15 protein-coding genes are annotated in these 16,948 nt (G+C 49.3%); 4 read left to right on the top strand and 11 right to left on the bottom strand.

Features of this window, described 5'->3' with window-relative positions:
- The first annotated feature begins 13 nt into the window (after nt 1-13).
- From T411_RS0108425 to crp, 3 genes are all read left to right on the top strand, one after another.
- Nucleotides 14-223, top strand: a complete 210-nt coding sequence (locus tag T411_RS0108425; protein WP_000586561.1) for a YheU family protein — start codon at nt 14-16, stop codon at nt 221-223.
- A 96-nt stretch (nt 224-319) separates the two neighbouring features.
- On the top strand, nt 320-1,189 hold the full coding sequence (locus T411_RS0108420; RefSeq protein WP_001274667.1) for a phosphoribulokinase: 870 nt from the start codon (nt 320-322) through the stop codon (nt 1,187-1,189).
- A gap of 242 nt (nt 1,190-1,431) precedes the next feature.
- The gene (crp, locus tag T411_RS0108415) at nt 1,432-2,064 is read left to right on the top strand and encodes a cAMP-activated global transcriptional regulator CRP (RefSeq protein WP_000242748.1); all 633 of its coding nucleotides are present in this window, start codon (nt 1,432-1,434) and stop codon (nt 2,062-2,064) included.
- 78 nt (nt 2,065-2,142) lie between these two features.
- Here crp and T411_RS0108410 read toward each other — a convergent pair whose 3' ends face one another.
- The 5 genes from T411_RS0108410 to T411_RS0108390 all read right to left on the bottom strand — a co-directional run bounded on the left by T411_RS0108410 (nt 2,143) and on the right by T411_RS0108390 (nt 7,893).
- Nucleotides 2,143-2,934, bottom strand: a complete 792-nt coding sequence (locus tag T411_RS0108410; protein ID WP_000189091.1) for a DUF1338 domain-containing protein — start codon at nt 2,932-2,934, stop codon at nt 2,143-2,145.
- A gap of 142 nt (nt 2,935-3,076) precedes the next feature.
- On the bottom strand, nt 3,077-4,534 hold the full coding sequence (astD, locus tag T411_RS0108405) for a succinylglutamate-semialdehyde dehydrogenase (RefSeq protein WP_000150128.1): 1,458 nt from the start codon (nt 4,532-4,534) through the stop codon (nt 3,077-3,079).
- A 9-nt stretch (nt 4,535-4,543) separates the two neighbouring features.
- Nucleotides 4,544-5,563 carry an arginine N-succinyltransferase gene (astA, locus tag T411_RS0108400; protein ID WP_000962042.1) on the bottom strand — a complete coding sequence of 340 codons (1,020 nt, stop codon included), beginning with the start codon at nt 5,561-5,563 and terminating at the stop codon, nt 4,544-4,546.
- A 139-nt stretch (nt 5,564-5,702) separates the two neighbouring features.
- Nucleotides 5,703-6,914, bottom strand: coding sequence for an aspartate aminotransferase family protein (locus tag T411_RS0108395; RefSeq protein ID WP_000215482.1), 1,212 nt, complete (start codon nt 6,912-6,914; stop codon nt 5,703-5,705).
- Between the two features lie 397 nt (nt 6,915-7,311).
- Complete coding sequence (locus T411_RS0108390; RefSeq protein WP_000925681.1) at nt 7,312-7,893, bottom strand: aminodeoxychorismate/anthranilate synthase component II; 582 nt, start codon at nt 7,891-7,893, stop codon at nt 7,312-7,314.
- Nucleotides 7,894-8,146: 253 nt separating this feature from the next.
- Between T411_RS0108390 and rimO the strand changes: the two genes are divergently transcribed.
- Nucleotides 8,147-9,559, top strand: coding sequence for a 30S ribosomal protein S12 methylthiotransferase RimO (rimO, locus tag T411_RS0108385; protein ID WP_000218155.1), 1,413 nt, complete (start codon nt 8,147-8,149; stop codon nt 9,557-9,559).
- Nucleotides 9,560-9,635: 76 nt separating this feature from the next.
- Here the strand turns inward: rimO and xds are convergent, their stop codons facing one another.
- The 6 genes from xds to T411_RS0108355 form a co-directional block, all read right to left on the bottom strand.
- Nucleotides 9,636-12,245, bottom strand: coding sequence for a GlyGly-anchored extracellular endonuclease Xds (gene xds / locus T411_RS0108380; protein ID WP_000426027.1), 2,610 nt, complete (start codon nt 12,243-12,245; stop codon nt 9,636-9,638).
- Between the two features lie 269 nt (nt 12,246-12,514).
- Nucleotides 12,515-13,270 (bottom strand): substrate-binding periplasmic protein, encoded by a 756-nt coding sequence (locus T411_RS0108375; protein WP_000925518.1) that lies wholly within the window; start codon nt 13,268-13,270, stop codon nt 12,515-12,517.
- A gap of 174 nt (nt 13,271-13,444) precedes the next feature.
- A complete protein-coding gene (gene trpS, locus T411_RS0108370) occupies nt 13,445-14,461 on the bottom strand; it encodes a tryptophan--tRNA ligase (RefSeq protein WP_000042615.1) in 1,017 nt (338 codons plus the stop codon).
- A gap of 127 nt (nt 14,462-14,588) precedes the next feature.
- Complete coding sequence (locus T411_RS0108365; RefSeq protein ID WP_000835877.1) at nt 14,589-15,269, bottom strand: phosphoglycolate phosphatase; 681 nt, start codon at nt 15,267-15,269, stop codon at nt 14,589-14,591.
- Between the two features lie 19 nt (nt 15,270-15,288).
- Nucleotides 15,289-15,963 carry a ribulose-phosphate 3-epimerase gene (rpe, locus tag T411_RS0108360; protein ID WP_000651339.1) on the bottom strand — a complete coding sequence of 225 codons (675 nt, stop codon included), beginning with the start codon at nt 15,961-15,963 and terminating at the stop codon, nt 15,289-15,291.
- Nucleotides 15,964-16,089: 126 nt separating this feature from the next.
- Nucleotides 16,090-16,923, bottom strand: a complete 834-nt coding sequence (locus T411_RS0108355; protein ID WP_000744680.1) for a Dam family site-specific DNA-(adenine-N6)-methyltransferase — start codon at nt 16,921-16,923, stop codon at nt 16,090-16,092.
- Nucleotides 16,924-16,948: the final 25 nt, after the last annotated feature.

Raw genomic sequence — 16,948 nt, 5'->3', positions numbered from 1 at the left:
TAAAGAGGTATTTATGATCATTCCATGGCAAGAGATTGCGCCAGACACACTCGACAATTTGATCCGTGAATTTGTGCTGCGTGAAGGCACCGACTATGGCGATATTGAAGTCTCGCTAGAAGAGAAAATTGCTCAGGTACGTACTCAATTACAATCTGGACAAGCTGTGATCGTCTATTCAGAATTGCATGAAACCGTGGATATTAAATGCCATCCGTTTTAGCCATGTCGTGACGACAGCATTTTCCGTGCTATAGTCATTTTTCGGAAGGTGTCTAAGTTAGCACCAAAATCAAGGACTTAAAGGACAAGGTTTGTCATGTCAGCCAAACATCCGATTATTGCGGTGACCGGTTCTTCCGGCGCCGGTACCACCACCACCTCAGAAGCCTTTCGCAAGATGTTCAATATGATGAACATCAAACCCGCTTGGGTGGAAGGCGACAGTTTCCACCGTTTTACTCGCCCAGAAATGGATGTGGAAATCCGCAAAGCGCGTGAGCAAGGCCGCCATATCAGCTACTTTGGTCCGCAAGCCAACGATTTCCCTACACTGGAAGAATTCTTCCGCCAATATGGAAAAGTAGGCACCGGCCAAGTACGCCGCTACTTGCACACCTTTGATGAAGCGGTACCGTATAACCAGATGCCCGGTACATTTACCCCTTGGCAGTCGCTGCCTGAAAACTCCGATGTGCTGTTTTATGAAGGCTTGCACGGCGGCGTCGTTGATGGCGATGTTAATGTCGCGCAACACGTCGATTTTTTGATTGGCATGGTACCCATAGTTAACCTTGAGTGGATCCAAAAATACGTGCGCGACACGCGCGATCGCGGCCATTCACGCGAAGCGGTGATGGATTCGATTGTTCGCTCAATGGACGACTACCTTAAATTCATCACCCCGCAATTTTCGCGCACCCACATCAACTTTCAACGTGTGCCTACGGTCGATACTTCGAACCCACTCAATGCCAAAGGCATTCCAACGCTGGATGAGAGTTTTGTGGTGATCCGTTTTCGTGGCATCAAAAACGTCGATTTCCCGTACTTGCTGGCGATGATTGATGGCTCGTTTATGTCACGCCACAACACCATTGTCGTCCCCGGCGGTAAAATGAGTTTTGCGATGGATTTGATTGTGCGCCCGCTGCTGCAACAACTGATCGAAACGGGAAAAATTGGCTAGATCCGACCAGTGATGAATGCTTACTTTTCATACCGTGATCATGTGCACAGTTTTGCGTAGCAAATCGGACTACTGACACGATTAAAATCAAGAAATCGATTTCGAAAAAGGATACTATTCTTAACCGAAACACAAGATAGCTTGCAGCCTTGGGTAACTCCTCTTATTCTAGTAAGCCCAATTGAGGCTTCGCTAAAATATGGATAGCGGCAAGCGTACCCTGCAGAGGAAGTGAGATTATTATGGTTCTAGGTAAACCTCAAACCGATCCAACACTAGAGTGGTTTCTTTCACATTGTCACATTCATAAGTACCCATCAAAAAGCACGCTGATCCACGCGGGTGAGAAGGCGGAAACGCTGTACTACATCGTAAAAGGTTCAGTTGCGGTACTGATCAAAGATGAAGAAGGTAAAGAGATGATTCTCTCTTACCTGAACCAAGGTGATTTCATCGGTGAACTCGGCCTGTTTGAAGAAGGTCAAGAGCGTACCGCTTGGGTTCGTGCCAAAACACCGTGTGAAGTGGCTGAAATCTCATTTAAGAAATTCCGTCAGTTAATCCAAGTTAACCCAGACATTTTGATGCGCCTTTCAGGTCAAATGGCTCGTCGTCTGCAAATGACCAGCCAGAAAGTTGGCGACCTTGCGTTCCTAGACGTAACTGGCCGTATCGCACAGACTCTGCTGAATCTTGCACGTCAGCCAGATGCGATGACTCACCCTGACGGTATGCAAATCAAGATCACTCGCCAAGAGATCGGTCAAATTGTTGGCTGTTCTCGCGAAACCGTTGGCCGCATCCTCAAGATGCTGGAAGAGCAGAACCTGATCTCTGCCCACGGTAAAACCATCGTGGTTTACGGCACTCGCTAAGTGCCCCGATAACCCGTCTCGTGTTATAAAAAATAGCCACCCTGCGGTGGCTATTTTTATTTGTATGATGCGTTAGATTTAACGGTTCGTGCTTTCAAAAATCTTATCCGCCGAAGCTTCGACAAATCCGGGATAGAGCTGACCATTGGCCATAGGGTAGCGTTTGGCAAACTCATAAAAGCCACCGGGGATCATCTCCGCGCCTTCGTTAAAACGCACTAACACTTTATCAGCCATGGTTGAAGACTGTTCGAGCAAGACTTCTGGTGAGCCTTTTACTTCCCCACCCGATTCATTGATGCTAAAGCCATGTTGGCGCAGATGGTCATTGACCTGTTTCACTTCATGCAGCGCATTGAGCTGATTCACGCTGACTGTAAAGTGGTTTGCACCATAACCATGCGCCGCAAGCCAAGCGGCATACTCACTCTCTTTCGCCAAAGTAAGATAGTCGGCATGGCTTAAGCTCCATAAGCGACCGCCATACAAAAAAGCCTCACTGGCTAATGCTTGTGGCTGAACTTGTGCCACCAGCTTTTCAACAATCGCTTGCAGCTCAGGTGAACACTCTTCCACTTTCAGCTCACTAATGAAAACCTTAGGCTGCAAAGGATCGGGATGTTCAAAATGCTTAGCAAAGAGTTTTTTACTTTTGAACTCATACTCACCACACGCTTGGTAGCCGAGTGCCAGAAACGGTTTAGCCAGCGTCTCTAACCCCAGTGGCGCCAAATTAAATGTGCGCAGCGCAATATGGTCATTAATCAGCGGCTCATCTTCTTGTAGGAGTTGATGCACTCTGTCTGCCGATGGGCAGAGGCGCTCAATATAATCATTCCAGAGCGATTGGAATAAAGCTGTTGGCGTCATAACGCCTCCTTGTTGATCCTAAGAAACGCAAAGGGATTAAGGTTAAACGCCGTGTAATTTACCCAGCGCTAACACGATAAAGCTTTCAACCTGTGACGAAAAAAGTGCCTACTTGGCTGCGCAGGCACAAAATAAATTATGATTAGAGTTCAACACCCGGGCTCAAGGTAGCAGGAAGCAGCGTTGTATCCCCTTCCATTGAGGCCATCGGATAAGCGCAATAGTCGGCGGCATAGAAGGCACTGGGGCGTAAGTTGCCCGATGCTCCTGGGCCACCAAATGGCGCATCTCCACTGGCTCCGGTTAATTGGCGGTTACGATTGACGATACCCGCACGAATATGTTCGACAAAATAATCCCACTCGCCATCATCCGTCGAGACAAGCCCAGCGGATAAGCCAAAGCGGGTATCATTGGCAAGCTCTACCGCTTGCGCCAAAGTCTGGTAACGCACCACTTGCAGCAAAGGCCCGAAATACTCATCATCCGGTAAGCGCTCAATCGCCGTCACATCTATGATGGCCGGAGTGATAAACGCCGCATGCAAGGCGCGAGCTTCAAGTAGACTTTTTCCACCTAGCGCTTGTAGATCTGCTTGCGCCTTGAGGATCGCTTGTGCTGCCGCTTCAGAAACTAACGGCCCCATAAAGGGTGCGGGTTCAGCAAAGGGCTGATCAATACGCAGCTTGGCCGTTACGGAAACCAGTTTATCGAGCAGTGCATCGCCTTTCGTCCCTTGTGGCACATACAAGCGACGCACACAGGTGCAGCGTTGACCACTGCTGATAAACGCCGATTGAATAATGGTGTAAACCGTGGCATCCAGATCGCCATAGTGCTCTGAAATCACCATAGGGTTATTGCCGCCCATTTCCAGCGCCAGCATTTTGTCCGGCTGACCTGCAAATTGGCGATGCAGCAGATGCCCAGTATTGGCACTCCCCGTAAACAGCAAACCATCAATCCCGCGGGATTGCGCGAGCGCAATCCCCGTCTCTTTTGAGCCTTGAACCAGATTGATGACACCAGCAGGCAAGCCAGCCTGTTGCCATAACTGCATCAAAACTTCGCCAGTCCACGGCGTTTGTTCGGAAGGTTTGAAAACCACGGTATTGCCCGCGAGCAGAGCTGGCACAATATGCCCATTGGGCAAGTGGCCGGGGAAGTTATACGGCCCAAACACCGCCATCACGCCCAGCGGCCGATGGCGCAATACCAGCTGATTACCCGCCGCTTCACGCACGGTTTCACCGGTACGCTCATGATAAGCACGAATCGAAATTGCGATTTTTCCGGCGATCGACGCCGCTTCCGTGCGCGTTTCCCACAAAGGCTTGCCCGTCTCTTTAGCAATCACTTGCGCAATCTGTTCGCTGTTGGCTTTCACCAATTCCGCAAAGGCCAACACCTTCTGTTCACGCTCAGCAAATGGGCGTTTTTTCCAGTCGAGAAAAGCGCGGCGAGCGGCCTTCACCGCCGCGTCGACTTGCTCGCCACTAGCGCTGTAACCTTGCCATAAAAGCTCATGGCTATAAGGCGTATGTGATTCCAGCTTTTCACCGGTTCCCGCAACCCATTCACCGGCTATCCAATGTGTCATGGCTATCCCCTACTGCGCCAAAATCCGTAAATAATCCCCCGTGCTCACTTCTAACGCCGCGGCCACTTTGGGGGAGATGATCACCGCGTTATCTTCTTGGCTGTATGCGGCTTTGGCCGCCGTAGCCCGGAAGTTCTCAAACGAGGTGTTACACATAATGAAATTCTGCGAGCTCGAATGTTCTGCCACTTCAACAATGGCGCGTACTGAGTGGCGCACCGATTCGATATTGTTCAGCTCACATTCCACGGTTGGGCCCGCATCAAAAATGTCGACGTAATTGCGACAGGTGAAACCCTCTTTCTCAAGCAATACCAAGGCAGGTCGCGTGTTTTCATGCACCTGACCAATCACCGCTTGCGCTTCTTTGCTCAGCAAGTTGACGTAAATTGGCAGTTTGGGCATCAAGTCAGCGATAAAGCCTTTTTTGCCAATTCCAGTCAGATAATCGGCCAAAGTGAAATCAATCGAGAAAAAGTGCTCTTGTAGCCACTTCCAAAATGGTGAATTGCCATCGGCATCGGAAACGCCGCGCATCTCAGCAAAAATGGTTTTGGAAAAACGGTGTGAGTGTTCCGCCATCATCAAAAAACGGCATTTCGACATCAAACGACCATTTAAGCCTTGGCGATACTGTGGGCGCAAAAACAGAGTGCAGATTTCACTGCATCCGGTGTAGTTGTTACCAAACGTCAGCAACTTCACTACATTATTGACGCCCAATTTAGGCGAAGAGTGAACTATGGTGCTGATGTGATAAGAATAAAACGGCACATCCCAGCCAATCGAGGCTTCAATGCCCGTGGTTCCGGCCACTTGCCCAGTTTCAGTATCCACACCCACCATCAAATAGCCTTCATCACCAGGCATTGTGACGTTCGGTTTGCTGAAGCTGTATTCTGAGTGGGTAATACGATTAGTCAGTAGCTCTTGATCTACTGGTAATGATGTGAAGCCATGGCCGGACTCGACAGCGCAGGTATGTAGCGCCTCATAGTCGGCCATGCTAATCGGACGAACAACTAGCATCTTTACTCCCTCCCGATGCGTAATCTCTGCATTGTACACGGGGCGAGAACCTTTCGCCCCTCACGTCATCCTGCAGTTTGCGATAGCGTCGAACCTCCGAGGTTCGTCAATCAGGGCTTGCGATGCAAACCCTTCGCTATCACATCAGTGTGGCGATCGCTTTGTCTAAGCGAGCCATACCTTCTTCGATTTCTTGTTGGCTGATGATGAGAGATGGCGTAAAGCGAACCACGCTCGCCCCGGCCACCAACACCATCAAGCCTTGCTTACCCGCAGCGACCAGAATGTCACGCGCACGGCCTTGCCATTCATCGTTGAGTGCCGCACCAAGTAGCAAACCTTTACCGCGGATCTCTTTAAACAATTGATATTTCTGATTGATTTTCTCTAGCTCAGCGCGCATCCACTGCTCACGCTGTTTCACACCAGCCAGTATTTCTGGTTGCGCGACGAAATCCACTACCGCTTCCGCTACGGCACACGCTAATGGGTTACCGCCATAAGTCGAACCGTGTACGCCCACTTTCATGTGCTCAGCAATTTTCGCCGTGGTCAGCATGGCACCGATTGGGAAACCGCCACCGAGAGATTTTGCGGTCGCCAGAATATCTGGCGTCACACCAATCCCTTGGTAGGCATAGAAATCACCGGTACGGCCGTTACCCGTCTGCACTTCATCGAAAATCAGTAGTGCATTGTGTTTGTCACACAACTCGCGCACCGCTTGCACAAATTCAGCACTCGGAGAAACAATGCCACCTTCACCTTGCAGCGGCTCCATCATCACAGCACAAGTGCGATCGGAGATCTGCGCTTGCAGTGCAGCCAAATCGTTATAAGGCAAATGAACAATATCACCCGGTTTAGGGCCAAAACCATCCGAATAGGTCGCTTGACCACCGACCGATACGGTAAAGAAAGTACGACCGTGGAAACCTTGGTTAAAGGCAATAATCTCGGATTTCTCAGGACCATACACATCGGCCGCATAACGACGCGCCAGTTTGAGTGCTGCTTCGTTGGCTTCCGCGCCGGAGTTGGCAAAAAAGACCTTTTCGGCAAAACTCACTTGAGTCAGTTTTTTCGCCAAGCGCAACGCTGGCTCATTGGTCATTACGTTACTTAAATGCCACAGCTTATTGGCTTGGGTGGTCAAGGCTTGCACCATCACTGGGTGGCAATGCCCTAGACAACTCACCGCAATCCCGCCAGCGAAGTCAATGTACTCATGACCCTGCTGATCCCAAATCCGTGAACCAAAACCTTTTACTGGGATAAACTCCATCGGGTTGTAACAAGGCACCATCACCTCATCAAAAGAACTCCGATCTACACTCATTTCCACCGTCATTACCCATTCCCTCTCGATACCGCATGCTCAGAGATAAGCGATTCTTCCACAAAATGGCTCTGTGTTAGATTATGTATTTCCTTAAAGCATTTGCAGCATTGTATTTACATTTATTTAACTATTTCAATGGTGAAAGATCTCGTATGCACAGGCAAGTGAGATAAACCCCACACCACGAACGACTATTTATGCAATAAAAAAGATTATTTATGAAGTGATTTTTATGAGGCGATAGGAAATGAAGCAAAGAGGCAGCAAAATCAAGGCATGTCGCGGGTAGCACAATCCTCTATGAATAAGCTTGAAAAATGATAGCTTGCGGATAAATCTTTGATAGAAAGCAAAAAAAGTGATCGCAGTCAGTACGATCGGCACTGGTTACGCATCGTTTTTGGGATTAGGTGCGGTTTAAAAAATTCGCCAACAATTGATGGCCTTGTTCTGTCTTTATCGACTCAGGGTGAAACTGCACCGCTTCAAGGGCTAGGGTTTTATGTTGAAAACCCATGATTTCGTCAATGCGGCCATCAATAAGCTCAGTCCATGCGGTTAACTCAAAGCACTCGGGCAGAGTGTCATTTTTCACCACCAAGGAATGGTAACGCGTCACCGTTAGCGGGTTATTCAATCCGCTAAATAAGCCTTGTCCCTTATGACGAATGGGTGAGGTTTTGCCATGCATGACCTGACGAGCGCGTACCACTTGCCCACCAAACGCTTGCGCAATCGCTTGATGCCCTAAACAAACGCCAAGGATGGGCAGTTGGCCTGCAAACGCTTCAATCGCCGCGAGCGAGATCCCCGCTTCATTAGGCGTGCATGGTCCCGGAGAAATCACCAAATGTGTTGGTGCCAGCGCGCGGATGCCATCCAGATCGATCTCATCATTACGTACCACTTTGACCTGCGCCCCTAACTCACAAAAGTATTGGTACAGGTTGTAAGTAAACGAATCGTAGTTATCGATCATCAGTAGCATGCATACGACCTTGGGATGGAAATAAAGTGCGCGTTATTGTGCAGCACTCCACTCTAAAGGCAAGCATTAAGCAAAGTTAACCGACTTGAGCAGACGTTTGCGCGCATTTTTTGCGCAATTTTCCTTTCTCTCCCCTATTCAATTTCCTAAGCTCAGTTATAATTCGCCGACTTTTATACCCGTCCCCTAGCCACGCTCTGCACAGAAGCGATAAGGACGGTGATTCGATAATTATCAGGTAGCACACAGAGCAATGACAGTTCAGACTTTTACGCCAAATCAAACCACGACACTGGAAACGGCGAAAAAAACCATCGCCGAGCAAAGCCAAAATAGCCAAACCACAGGCAATAAAATTGGCTTTGTTTCCTTAGGTTGCCCAAAAAACTTAGTGGATTCAGAACGCATTCTGACCCAACTACGCACTGAGGGGTATGAGATCGTCAACAGCTACCACGACTCCGATGTGGTGATCGTTAACACCTGTGGTTTTATCGACAGTGCGGTGCAAGAGTCTCTGGATACCATTGGCGAAGCGCTGAAAGAGAACGGCAAAGTGATTGTGACGGGCTGCCTCGGCGCGCGTGAAGATGAAATTCGCCAAGTACACCCCAATGTGCTCGGTATTACAGGCCCACACGCTTACCAAAACGTATTGGAGCACGTACACCAATACGCGCCAAAGCCAGCCCACAACCCGTTTACCAGCTTAGTGCCGGATCACGGGGTGAAACTGACGCCAAAGCATTACGCTTACCTGAAAATTTCTGAAGGTTGTAACCACCGTTGTACTTTCTGCATCATCCCTTCAATGCGTGGGGATTTGGTAAGCCGCCCAGTGGGTGAAATTATTGGTGAAGCGGAACGCCTGAAAAATGCGGGCGTAAAAGAGCTGCTCGTAATCAGCCAAGACACCAGTGCTTACGGTGTGGATACCAAACACAGCCTAGGTTTTGCCAACGGCTCACCGGTGCGCCACAACATCAAAGCGCTCAGTGAAGAGCTTGGCAAAATGGGCATTTGGGTTCGTCTGCACTACGTTTACCCTTACCCACATGTGGATGAAATCATCCCATTGATGGCAGAAGGAAAAGTGCTGCCTTACTTGGATATTCCATTCCAACACGCCAGCCCTCGTGTTCTGAAAATGATGAAGCGTCCGGGGCAAGCGGAGCGCACTTTAGAGCGCATCAAAAAATGGCGTGAAATCTGCCCAGAGCTCGTGATCCGCTCCACCTTTATTGTGGGCTTCCCGGGCGAAACTGAAGAAGATTTCCAAATCCTACTCGATTGGCTGAAAGAAGCACAACTCGATCGCGTGGGCTGCTTTAAGTATTCGCCCGTTGAAGGCGCTGCAGCGAACGAGATTGAAGATCAAATCCCAGAAGACGTGAAACAAGACCGTTTCGAGCGCTTTATGCTCGTGCAGCAAGAGATCAGTGCTGCCAAACTGCAAAAACGCATCGGCAGCACCATGCAAGTGCTGATTGATGAAGTCGATGATGAAGGCGCGATTGGCCGTACTTACGCCGATGCACCGGAAATTGATGGCTTGGTTTACCTCAACGGTGAAACCAACCTGAAACCGGGTGAGCTGGTTAACGTTGTGATTGAACACGCCGATGAATACGACCTATGGGGCAGCGTACTGCACGACGCGCAGTAAGTTCACACCACCAACGTAAGAAACTAAAAAGGCTAGCGTACTACGCTAGCCTTTGGTTTATCAAAAATGCCACTTTCTAGCGACGGCGGCGCCAAATACCAAGTCCCAATAAGCCAAGCAGTGCGCCTAAACCTAATGAACCACCGTAGATGTTAAGCTCCAGTACCGCTGGGTCATGATCTGAGGCGCGGAATTGATCCTTGTATTTCGGCAGGTTGCCTTTGAACTCATCGTTGTAGTCAAACAAGGTCGATTCTGCACCGTTAATGTGCCAATCGGTCGCATCCACGACTTTATGTTTCAGGCTTGGACTGACTAACAGATGATCCAACGCGCCGACTTCATCATTAAATGAGTAGCTCCAACTGTCTGGATGTTTCATTGCAACTGCGTTGAGATAACCGTAGCTGTGTTTGATCTCTGCGCCTGAATCTCCAAACTGCTCCACACCGGCAATGTAGGTATTGCGTGCGGCGCGAATGGTTTTGCCGTATTTCTCTGGTGTGTAGTCCGTCAGCACCAGCATAGGATCTTCCATGCCGTACGAGTTCATATCACCGAGAATCACTTTGTGCCCATCGATTTTCGCCAGCGCATCACCCAACGCTACCGCGGCGGCGACGCGGAAGTTTTCACATGCGCCTTGGTAATCGAGATCTTTGCCTGCTTGTCCGCCTTGCTCAACGGGCGCGGCATCTTCCCAACACGCTGATCCTTTCGATTTGAAGTGATTCACCGCGACAGTGATTTTCTCGTTGCCACCTTTGACTTTAAAGGTTGGGGCAAGCGTATCACGCTGATAGTTTTTGCCATCTTCAATCACTTTACCGTTGGCATTTATCACCTCTGGTGCTTGCTGGCTTGGCATTGGGATGACACGATTTTGCGCCAGCTTCACCACTTTATCGCGATAGATAACACCTGTGGTGATCACATCAGTACCCAGTGAATCGGCAGCATCGGTTTTGCCATCACCATTCGAGTCAATCTCCACAAAGCGGTAGTGTTTTTTCTTATCCGCGATTTGGCTATTGATCTGATTCACCAATTGCGCAATCGCCGAACCTTCACCAAAGCCGTTGTTCTCAATTTCCATCAAACCCACGATATCGGCATCCAAACGAACAATCGCATTCACAATCTTGGCTTGCTGCACTTCAAATTCAGCCAGATTGTTGGCGCCACGGTTATCCCCATGTTGGTTAGCATCACCACCAAACGGCGAGTTGAAGTAGTTGAGTACGTTGAACGTGGCAATGCGCAGATCGCCTTCATCCAGATCTGGCTTGACTTGACGCGGTGCGTTATGCACCAGATTTTCTGCCGAGATGGTGTTGGTTGCAATCAGGCGATATTCGTTATAGCTGTAGCTCACAACCCCTTCGAGGCCTGAAACCGTATCATCAATTCGGATATAGTCTTCGGTTGAACCATCTTGATCGACATCGGTGCGGCCAAATGTCGGGTAATACGGAATTTGTCCATCAGGTGCTTTGGCATCGGATTCCACAAACAAGCGGCGCTGCGCGTTATCCAGCTTCTGCTGCGAAGCTTGCTCTGAACCGGCAGGATGCTGCTGGTTTGGCTGCATATTGATGCGACCTTGTGCCAGCACCATGTTGTTACGGCGCGAAGCATAGTCATAACCAAAGGTGCGAGTCACACGCATATCCAGCTCAGGTGTGGTTTTCACTAGCATGCCTTCGTAACGCTCTAGCGTCTGAGCAAAGTGTTCATCGGAAGGTAAGATCTCGATGGCTTGCGCTTGTGGCGCAGCTTGCTGGCCTTGTTTCACCCACTGATTGTTTTCCGCTTTGAGCTGCGTCAGGTTGTAATACTCCTGCACTTTGCCTTTCACGCACACCACATCGCCCGGTGCTAAGTCCGAACTGCTTTGGTTGGTAAACACGAACAGGCCTTCTGAGGTATTCGGGTTGTAGTCATCTTCCAGCGATTGCAGATAGAAGCCTTTAGTCAGTCCTGTCGTTACTGCACTCACCACACCTTTGACAAAGAAATCCTCATTGGTGATGTAGGGATAGCCTTGGATATAGGGAGAAGTACTGCCTTCACCTTGAATTTGTTGGATGGTGGTAAAGCTTGGTTCAGCACCATCTAGCGTACAATTGAATGCACTCGGTGGCGTGGTGGTATCCAGTGCGCCAAGCCCATCAATATTGTCTTTGCCTTGGGTCGCCCAATCGGAAGCTTGGTAAGTAGCGCTTGGGGTGAGTGTTGTTCTGGCGAGCGTGTTGTCTTTCGCAAAATCTGCGCCGCCCATACTGCCGACCACGTCATGCACCGAACCATCGCTATTAAGCAGCGCAATCGGATCATTGCCATTAAAGTTAACCACTGTGTTGTTGGTTAGGTCGGCGGTCGCCAGTATCGCACTATTGGCGCTACCGTGGGCAATCACCAGCACATCGCGCGCCGCAATCACTTGGCCATCGAGCGGTAAAGTTTTATCCCAAGTGCCGCTGCCGTTGGTCGACATCGCCAGTTGGTAGCCATTCAGGCTCACCGTTTGATCGGACGTGTTGGCAATTTCAATCGCTTTATTGAAGCTACTGCCTTCAACGTATTGAGAAATCAATAGGTCAGCGTAGCTTGGCGCCACTAAGCCAAAACTAATCGCTAAAGCTAACGTTGAGCGCGTTAAATTCGGGGTTGTTCTCATTTCCATGATGTACCTTCTCCTCCCTATTTGCGGTTAACAGACAAAACAGGGTGTATTGAACCAGTATTGTGTTAAAGAAAAACGACTTTACGCGATGAGTGTTACTGTTTTTCATGCAACACAAAAACATTCAGCATTGATATCGAGATGTTCATCTCATCAATAGAGTAAATACTTGAATGCATCGCAAAGTTTCAACATGCGGGGTAAATAGTCAGAGCGGCGAATGAGCCGCTCTGGGAGGAGAAAGAAGCCATAACGGCCACGGCGTCGATTTATTCGGTTTGCGTTATCGACAAGAAGCGATCAAAAACCGCTTGCGCATGTCCGCTGGATTGGGCTTGTAAAATGTACTCATTAAGGCCATTTAAGAGTGGCATCGCGTTCGGTAGGCTACGCCGCACCTGCACATGGTACTCCTTGGTTTTGCCTAAAAAGTGATGCTGAATCGGTCTATCTAACTGATAGAGCCCTAACATGATCCCGCCATAAATTGGCTCAATTTCACTCACGAACCAATCACAACGCTCTTTTTGCAGCATATTTAAGGCTTGCTGGACAGAATTGAGTGTCAGTGAAGGCTCTCGTGGTAATGCGAAATTTTGGTAGTTAAAACCATTGACCCCACACAGTACATCGCTGTCGGTAGCCAGATTCAAATCCTTACTGTTTTCCGGCAAGGTGAAATAGCCCAACTGGATCGTATAGAGCGGTACCGAGAAATAGCTGTATTCCGCCCTTTCGGCTCGATAGCTAGCATCCCAAGTTAGGTCACAGCGACCTGTCGCTTGCGCCAATTCTTGTTGAACCCGAGCCCATGGCATGAAATGCAGTTGGTATTCGATCTCTTGTTTTTTCAGTGCTTCGAGCACCAAGGTCGTGGCTGATCCCGTCAATGATTCTGCCTTTTCTTGTGCAGAGCTGCCTTGCCAATAGGTAAACGGTGGCCAGACATTAACGTCCCCAACGCAGACACGTAAGGGGTTGGCTAGCGCTCCATGCGCCATCCCAACTAGCATCAACAGCAACATGAATCTCATGGCTAACACTCTTTTAAATTTCGGTGTTTTAAGTGTAGCCGTGTGAAACGCAGATGGGAGAATTCCTCACACACTTTCGCTCTGTGCAAACCTATCTCGCGTGCAAAAAATAAAGCTAGGAAACCCTAGCTTTATTCACTGTGACTTGATTGTGCTCGCTTTGGCTTAAGGACGCGCCACAAAACCAACCGCCGCATAGACTTTTTTCAGCGTTTGCAGCGCTTTTGCCGAGGCTTTTTCTGCGCCATCACGCATTACACTGTTCAGGTATTCGCGATCGTTACGGATGCGTTGGTATTCTGCTTGCACGGGTTCAAGCATGGCCACCACAGCCTCACCCACATCTTTCTTAAATGGGCCGTACATTTCAACGCCTGCGTACTGAGCTTCGATTTCGGCGAAGGTTTTACCTGTCGCGGCAGAATAGAGTCCCATCAGGTTCGCGATGCCTGCTTTGTTTTCAACATCGTAAGCGATACGCGGTGGGGTTTCCGCATCGGTCTGCGCCTTATTGATCTTCTTGATGATCGATTTCGGATCTTCCAACAAGGTGATCACGTTTTTGCGGTTATCGTCTGATTTGGACATTTTCTTAGTCGCATCTTGCAGACTCATTACCCGCGCATTCACGGTTGGGATGTAAGGCTCAGGAATGGTAAAAATCGGCTGTTCTGGGCTGTAGATATTGTTGAAACGGGTCGCGATATCGCGTGCCAATTCCAGATGTTGTTTCTGATCGCTGCCCACTGGCACTTGGTGCGCGCCATACAGCAGAATATCTGCCGCCATCAGTACCGGATAACCAAACAGACCAGCATTCACATCGTTGGCGTAACGTGCTGATTTGTCTTTGAATTGAGTCATGCGGCTCAGCTCACCCATCTGGGTGTAGCAGTTCAAAACCCAACCGAGTTGAGCATGCTCAGGTACGTGTGACTGAACAAATAGCGTGCTCTTTTTCGGATCAACGCCAACGGCGAGACAAATAGCCAAAGCATCTAATGTCGCTTCATGCAGTGCTTGCGGATCTTGGCGAACCGTAATTGCATGCAAATCCACAACACAGTACTGGCAGTCATAATCATCTTGCATCTGTTGCCATTGACGTAGAGCACCCAAGTAGTTACCGATACTTAGTTCACCTGACGGTTGAACACCACTCAATACAATGGGTTTGCTCATGGGTTTGATTTCCTTGTGACTGAAATTGAAATTACACAAAACAAAGGGACAAAAACCGCGCACGGAATCGGCGCGGTTCAAGCAGTGTACTCATTAACGAGTATTTTACTAGTGCGAACGGCAACTTTTACGCCGAAACGAGCACCACTTCAAGCAGCGTGCCAATATCATCGGAGACGAAGTCTGGCTCCGCATTGGCAATCGGTTCGCCGTGGTTATAACCGTAGGTTAAACCGAAGGAATAACACCCAGCATTTTTTGCCGCCAGAATGTCGTTTTTCGAATCCCCGACCATCAACATTTGCTCAGCGCTTAACTGATGCTTCTCTAATAACCAATTCAGCGCCATCGGATCCGGCTTTTTATTCGGGAAGGTATCGCCGCCAATCACATCACTGAAAAAGTGCGCGATGCCGTGTTGCTCTAGAACATCTGGCACAAATTTAGAAGGCTTATTGGTCACGAGCGCCAGAATAAAGCCCGCTTGATGCAGCTCTAAAAGCGTGGTTTTAACATTAGGATACAGGTGGCTCAGCTTGTGCCCCGTTTGTTCATAAAACTCATCAAACAGGTGACGCGCTTGAGCACGTAGCTCTGGGCTTAATTCAGGATTGATCGTTAAGCTCTGGCTGAGTGCGCGCGCAATCAACACATCCGCACCGTTGCCGACATAATCACGCACCTGCGCTTCGCTCACCGCCGGATAGCTGACCGCACGCGCCGCTTGATCCGCCGCTACCGCTAAATCCGGCACACTGTCGAGCAGCGTACCATCCAAATCAAAAGCAATTAATTTTATGGATTTCAAAACACGATCCTAAATCAGATTAAATTTTGGCTTTCGCCAGTTCAGCACGCATCTGCTCAATCACCGCTTGGTAATCAGGCTGACCAAAAATCGCCGAGCCTGCCACAAACATATCGGCACCCGCTTCCGCGATTTCCCGGATATTCTCCACTTTCACGCCACCATCAATTTCCAAACGAATTTGACGCCCGCTTTGCTTGATACGTTCACGCACCGCGCGCAGTTTATCTAAGGTATGCGGAATAAAAGATTGTCCGCCAAAGCCTGGGTTCACCGACATCAGCAAAATCAAATCGACTTTATCCATGATGTAATCGAGATGGTGCAGAGGTGTCGCTGGGTTCAGTACCACGCCCGCCTGACAGCCGCACTCTTTGATGAGCTGCAAAGTGCGGTCAACGTGCTCTGAGGCTTCAACGTGGAAAGTGATCATGGAGGCGCCTGCTTTGGCAAAGTCCGGAATGATGCGATCCACCGGTTTCACCATCAAATGCACATCAATCGGTGCCGTAATGCCGTAATCGCGCAGGGCTTTACAAATCGGTGCGCCAAACGTCAGGTTCGGTACGTAGTGATTGTCCATCACATCGAAATGCACCACATCCGCTCCTGCGGCGAGCACTTTGGCAACATCTTCGCCCAGACGGGCAAAATCAGCGGAGAGAATGGATGGTGCAATGAGAAAATCTTTCATACCGACCTCGTTAGGAATTGAATGCAAGCTGAACACAATGTGGCCGCCATTCTACCTAAGCTGGTGACGAGATCCTAGCGCGTGACTTGAGGCAGGGAGAGGAAATCCACCATTCAGCCCACAAGATCACGCTTGCGATGAAAGATGAGGCGTGAAGAGTGCTAAAAGCTCATCCACTTTATTGCGTCCGGCACCATTACGACTGATGGTACGGTTAGCTTTGACCACATTGAGCTGCGCACCGCGATACAAACGGCGAGTATGGGTGGTGTCGTGATTGGAAATCAGCACCGAAATTCCACGCTCTTTGGCGGTTTTCTCGGCGATATCGGCTAACGCAGCTTGATCGTCTAAGGTAAAACCATTGCCCGCATAAGAGGTAAAATTGGCCGTAGTCGACAGCGGTGCGTAAGGTGGATCGCAATAAATCACGCTATCGCTTTGCGCGCGAGCGAAGGTTTCGCCATACGACGCGCAAATAAAGGTGGCACGCTGCGCTTTTTCAGCAAAAAACTCTAACTCTTGCTCAGGGAAATAAGGCTTTTTGTACGAGCCAAACGGCACATTAAAGCCCCCTTTTTTGTTATAACGACATAGGCCGTTAAACCCAAAGCGGTTCATATACAAAAACGCCAACGAGCGAAACATCGCATCGTCACTCTGGTTAAACTGCTTACGAATATCGAGGTAGACTTCTTTGCGGTTATTTTCGGGCACAAACCAACGCTTAGCTTCGTGAATGTAAGCTTGAGGTTCGGTTTTGAGCAGATTGTAGAAATTGATCAGATCCGGATTGATGTCCGCCAGCAGATAGCGTTCAAAATCCGTATTCAGGAAGACCGAGCCTGCACCAACGAAAGGCTCAACCAGCTCACGAGCTTCTGGTAGATGGCGTTGAATATCCTCGACTAGGCTATATTTACCCCCAGCCCATTTCAGAAAGGCGCGCTGCTTTTTCATCTACTGCTCTAATCGTTGGCCACAA

It is taken from the genome of Vibrio cholerae ATCC 14035 (assembly GCF_000621645.1).
Classification (GTDB): Bacteria; Pseudomonadota; Gammaproteobacteria; order Enterobacterales; family Vibrionaceae; genus Vibrio; species Vibrio cholerae.
The sequence above is the reverse complement of the archived record's forward strand: the minus strand, read 5'-3'. Positions and strand labels throughout refer to the sequence as shown.

Coding starts and splice junctions, on each gene's coding strand:
- xds (WP_000426027.1), bottom strand. CDS start 12,245: ATGGAAATGAGAACAACCCCGAATTTAACGCGCTCAACGTTAGCTTTA.
- trpS (WP_000042615.1), bottom strand. CDS start 14,461: ATGAGCAAACCCATTGTATTGAGTGGTGTTCAACCGTCAGGTGAACTA.
- rimO (WP_000218155.1), top strand. CDS start 8,147: ATGACAGTTCAGACTTTTACGCCAAATCAAACCACGACACTGGAAACG.
- crp (WP_000242748.1), top strand. CDS start 1,432: ATGGTTCTAGGTAAACCTCAAACCGATCCAACACTAGAGTGGTTTCTT.
- astD (WP_000150128.1), bottom strand. CDS start 4,534: ATGACACATTGGATAGCCGGTGAATGGGTTGCGGGAACCGGTGAAAAG.
- T411_RS0108375 (WP_000925518.1), bottom strand. CDS start 13,270: ATGTTGCTGTTGATGCTAGTTGGGATGGCGCATGGAGCGCTAGCCAAC.
- T411_RS0108410 (WP_000189091.1), bottom strand. CDS start 2,934: ATGACGCCAACAGCTTTATTCCAATCGCTCTGGAATGATTATATTGAG.
- T411_RS0108425 (WP_000586561.1), top strand. CDS start 14: ATGATCATTCCATGGCAAGAGATTGCGCCAGACACACTCGACAATTTG.
- astA (WP_000962042.1), bottom strand. CDS start 5,563: ATGCTAGTTGTTCGTCCGATTAGCATGGCCGACTATGAGGCGCTACAT.
- T411_RS0108420 (WP_001274667.1), top strand. CDS start 320: ATGTCAGCCAAACATCCGATTATTGCGGTGACCGGTTCTTCCGGCGCC.
- rpe (WP_000651339.1), bottom strand. CDS start 15,963: ATGAAAGATTTTCTCATTGCACCATCCATTCTCTCCGCTGATTTTGCC.
- T411_RS0108395 (WP_000215482.1), bottom strand. CDS start 6,914: ATGACGGTGGAAATGAGTGTAGATCGGAGTTCTTTTGATGAGGTGATG.
- T411_RS0108355 (WP_000744680.1), bottom strand. CDS start 16,923: ATGAAAAAGCAGCGCGCCTTTCTGAAATGGGCTGGGGGTAAATATAGC.
- T411_RS0108390 (WP_000925681.1), bottom strand. CDS start 7,893: ATGCTACTGATGATCGATAACTACGATTCGTTTACTTACAACCTGTAC.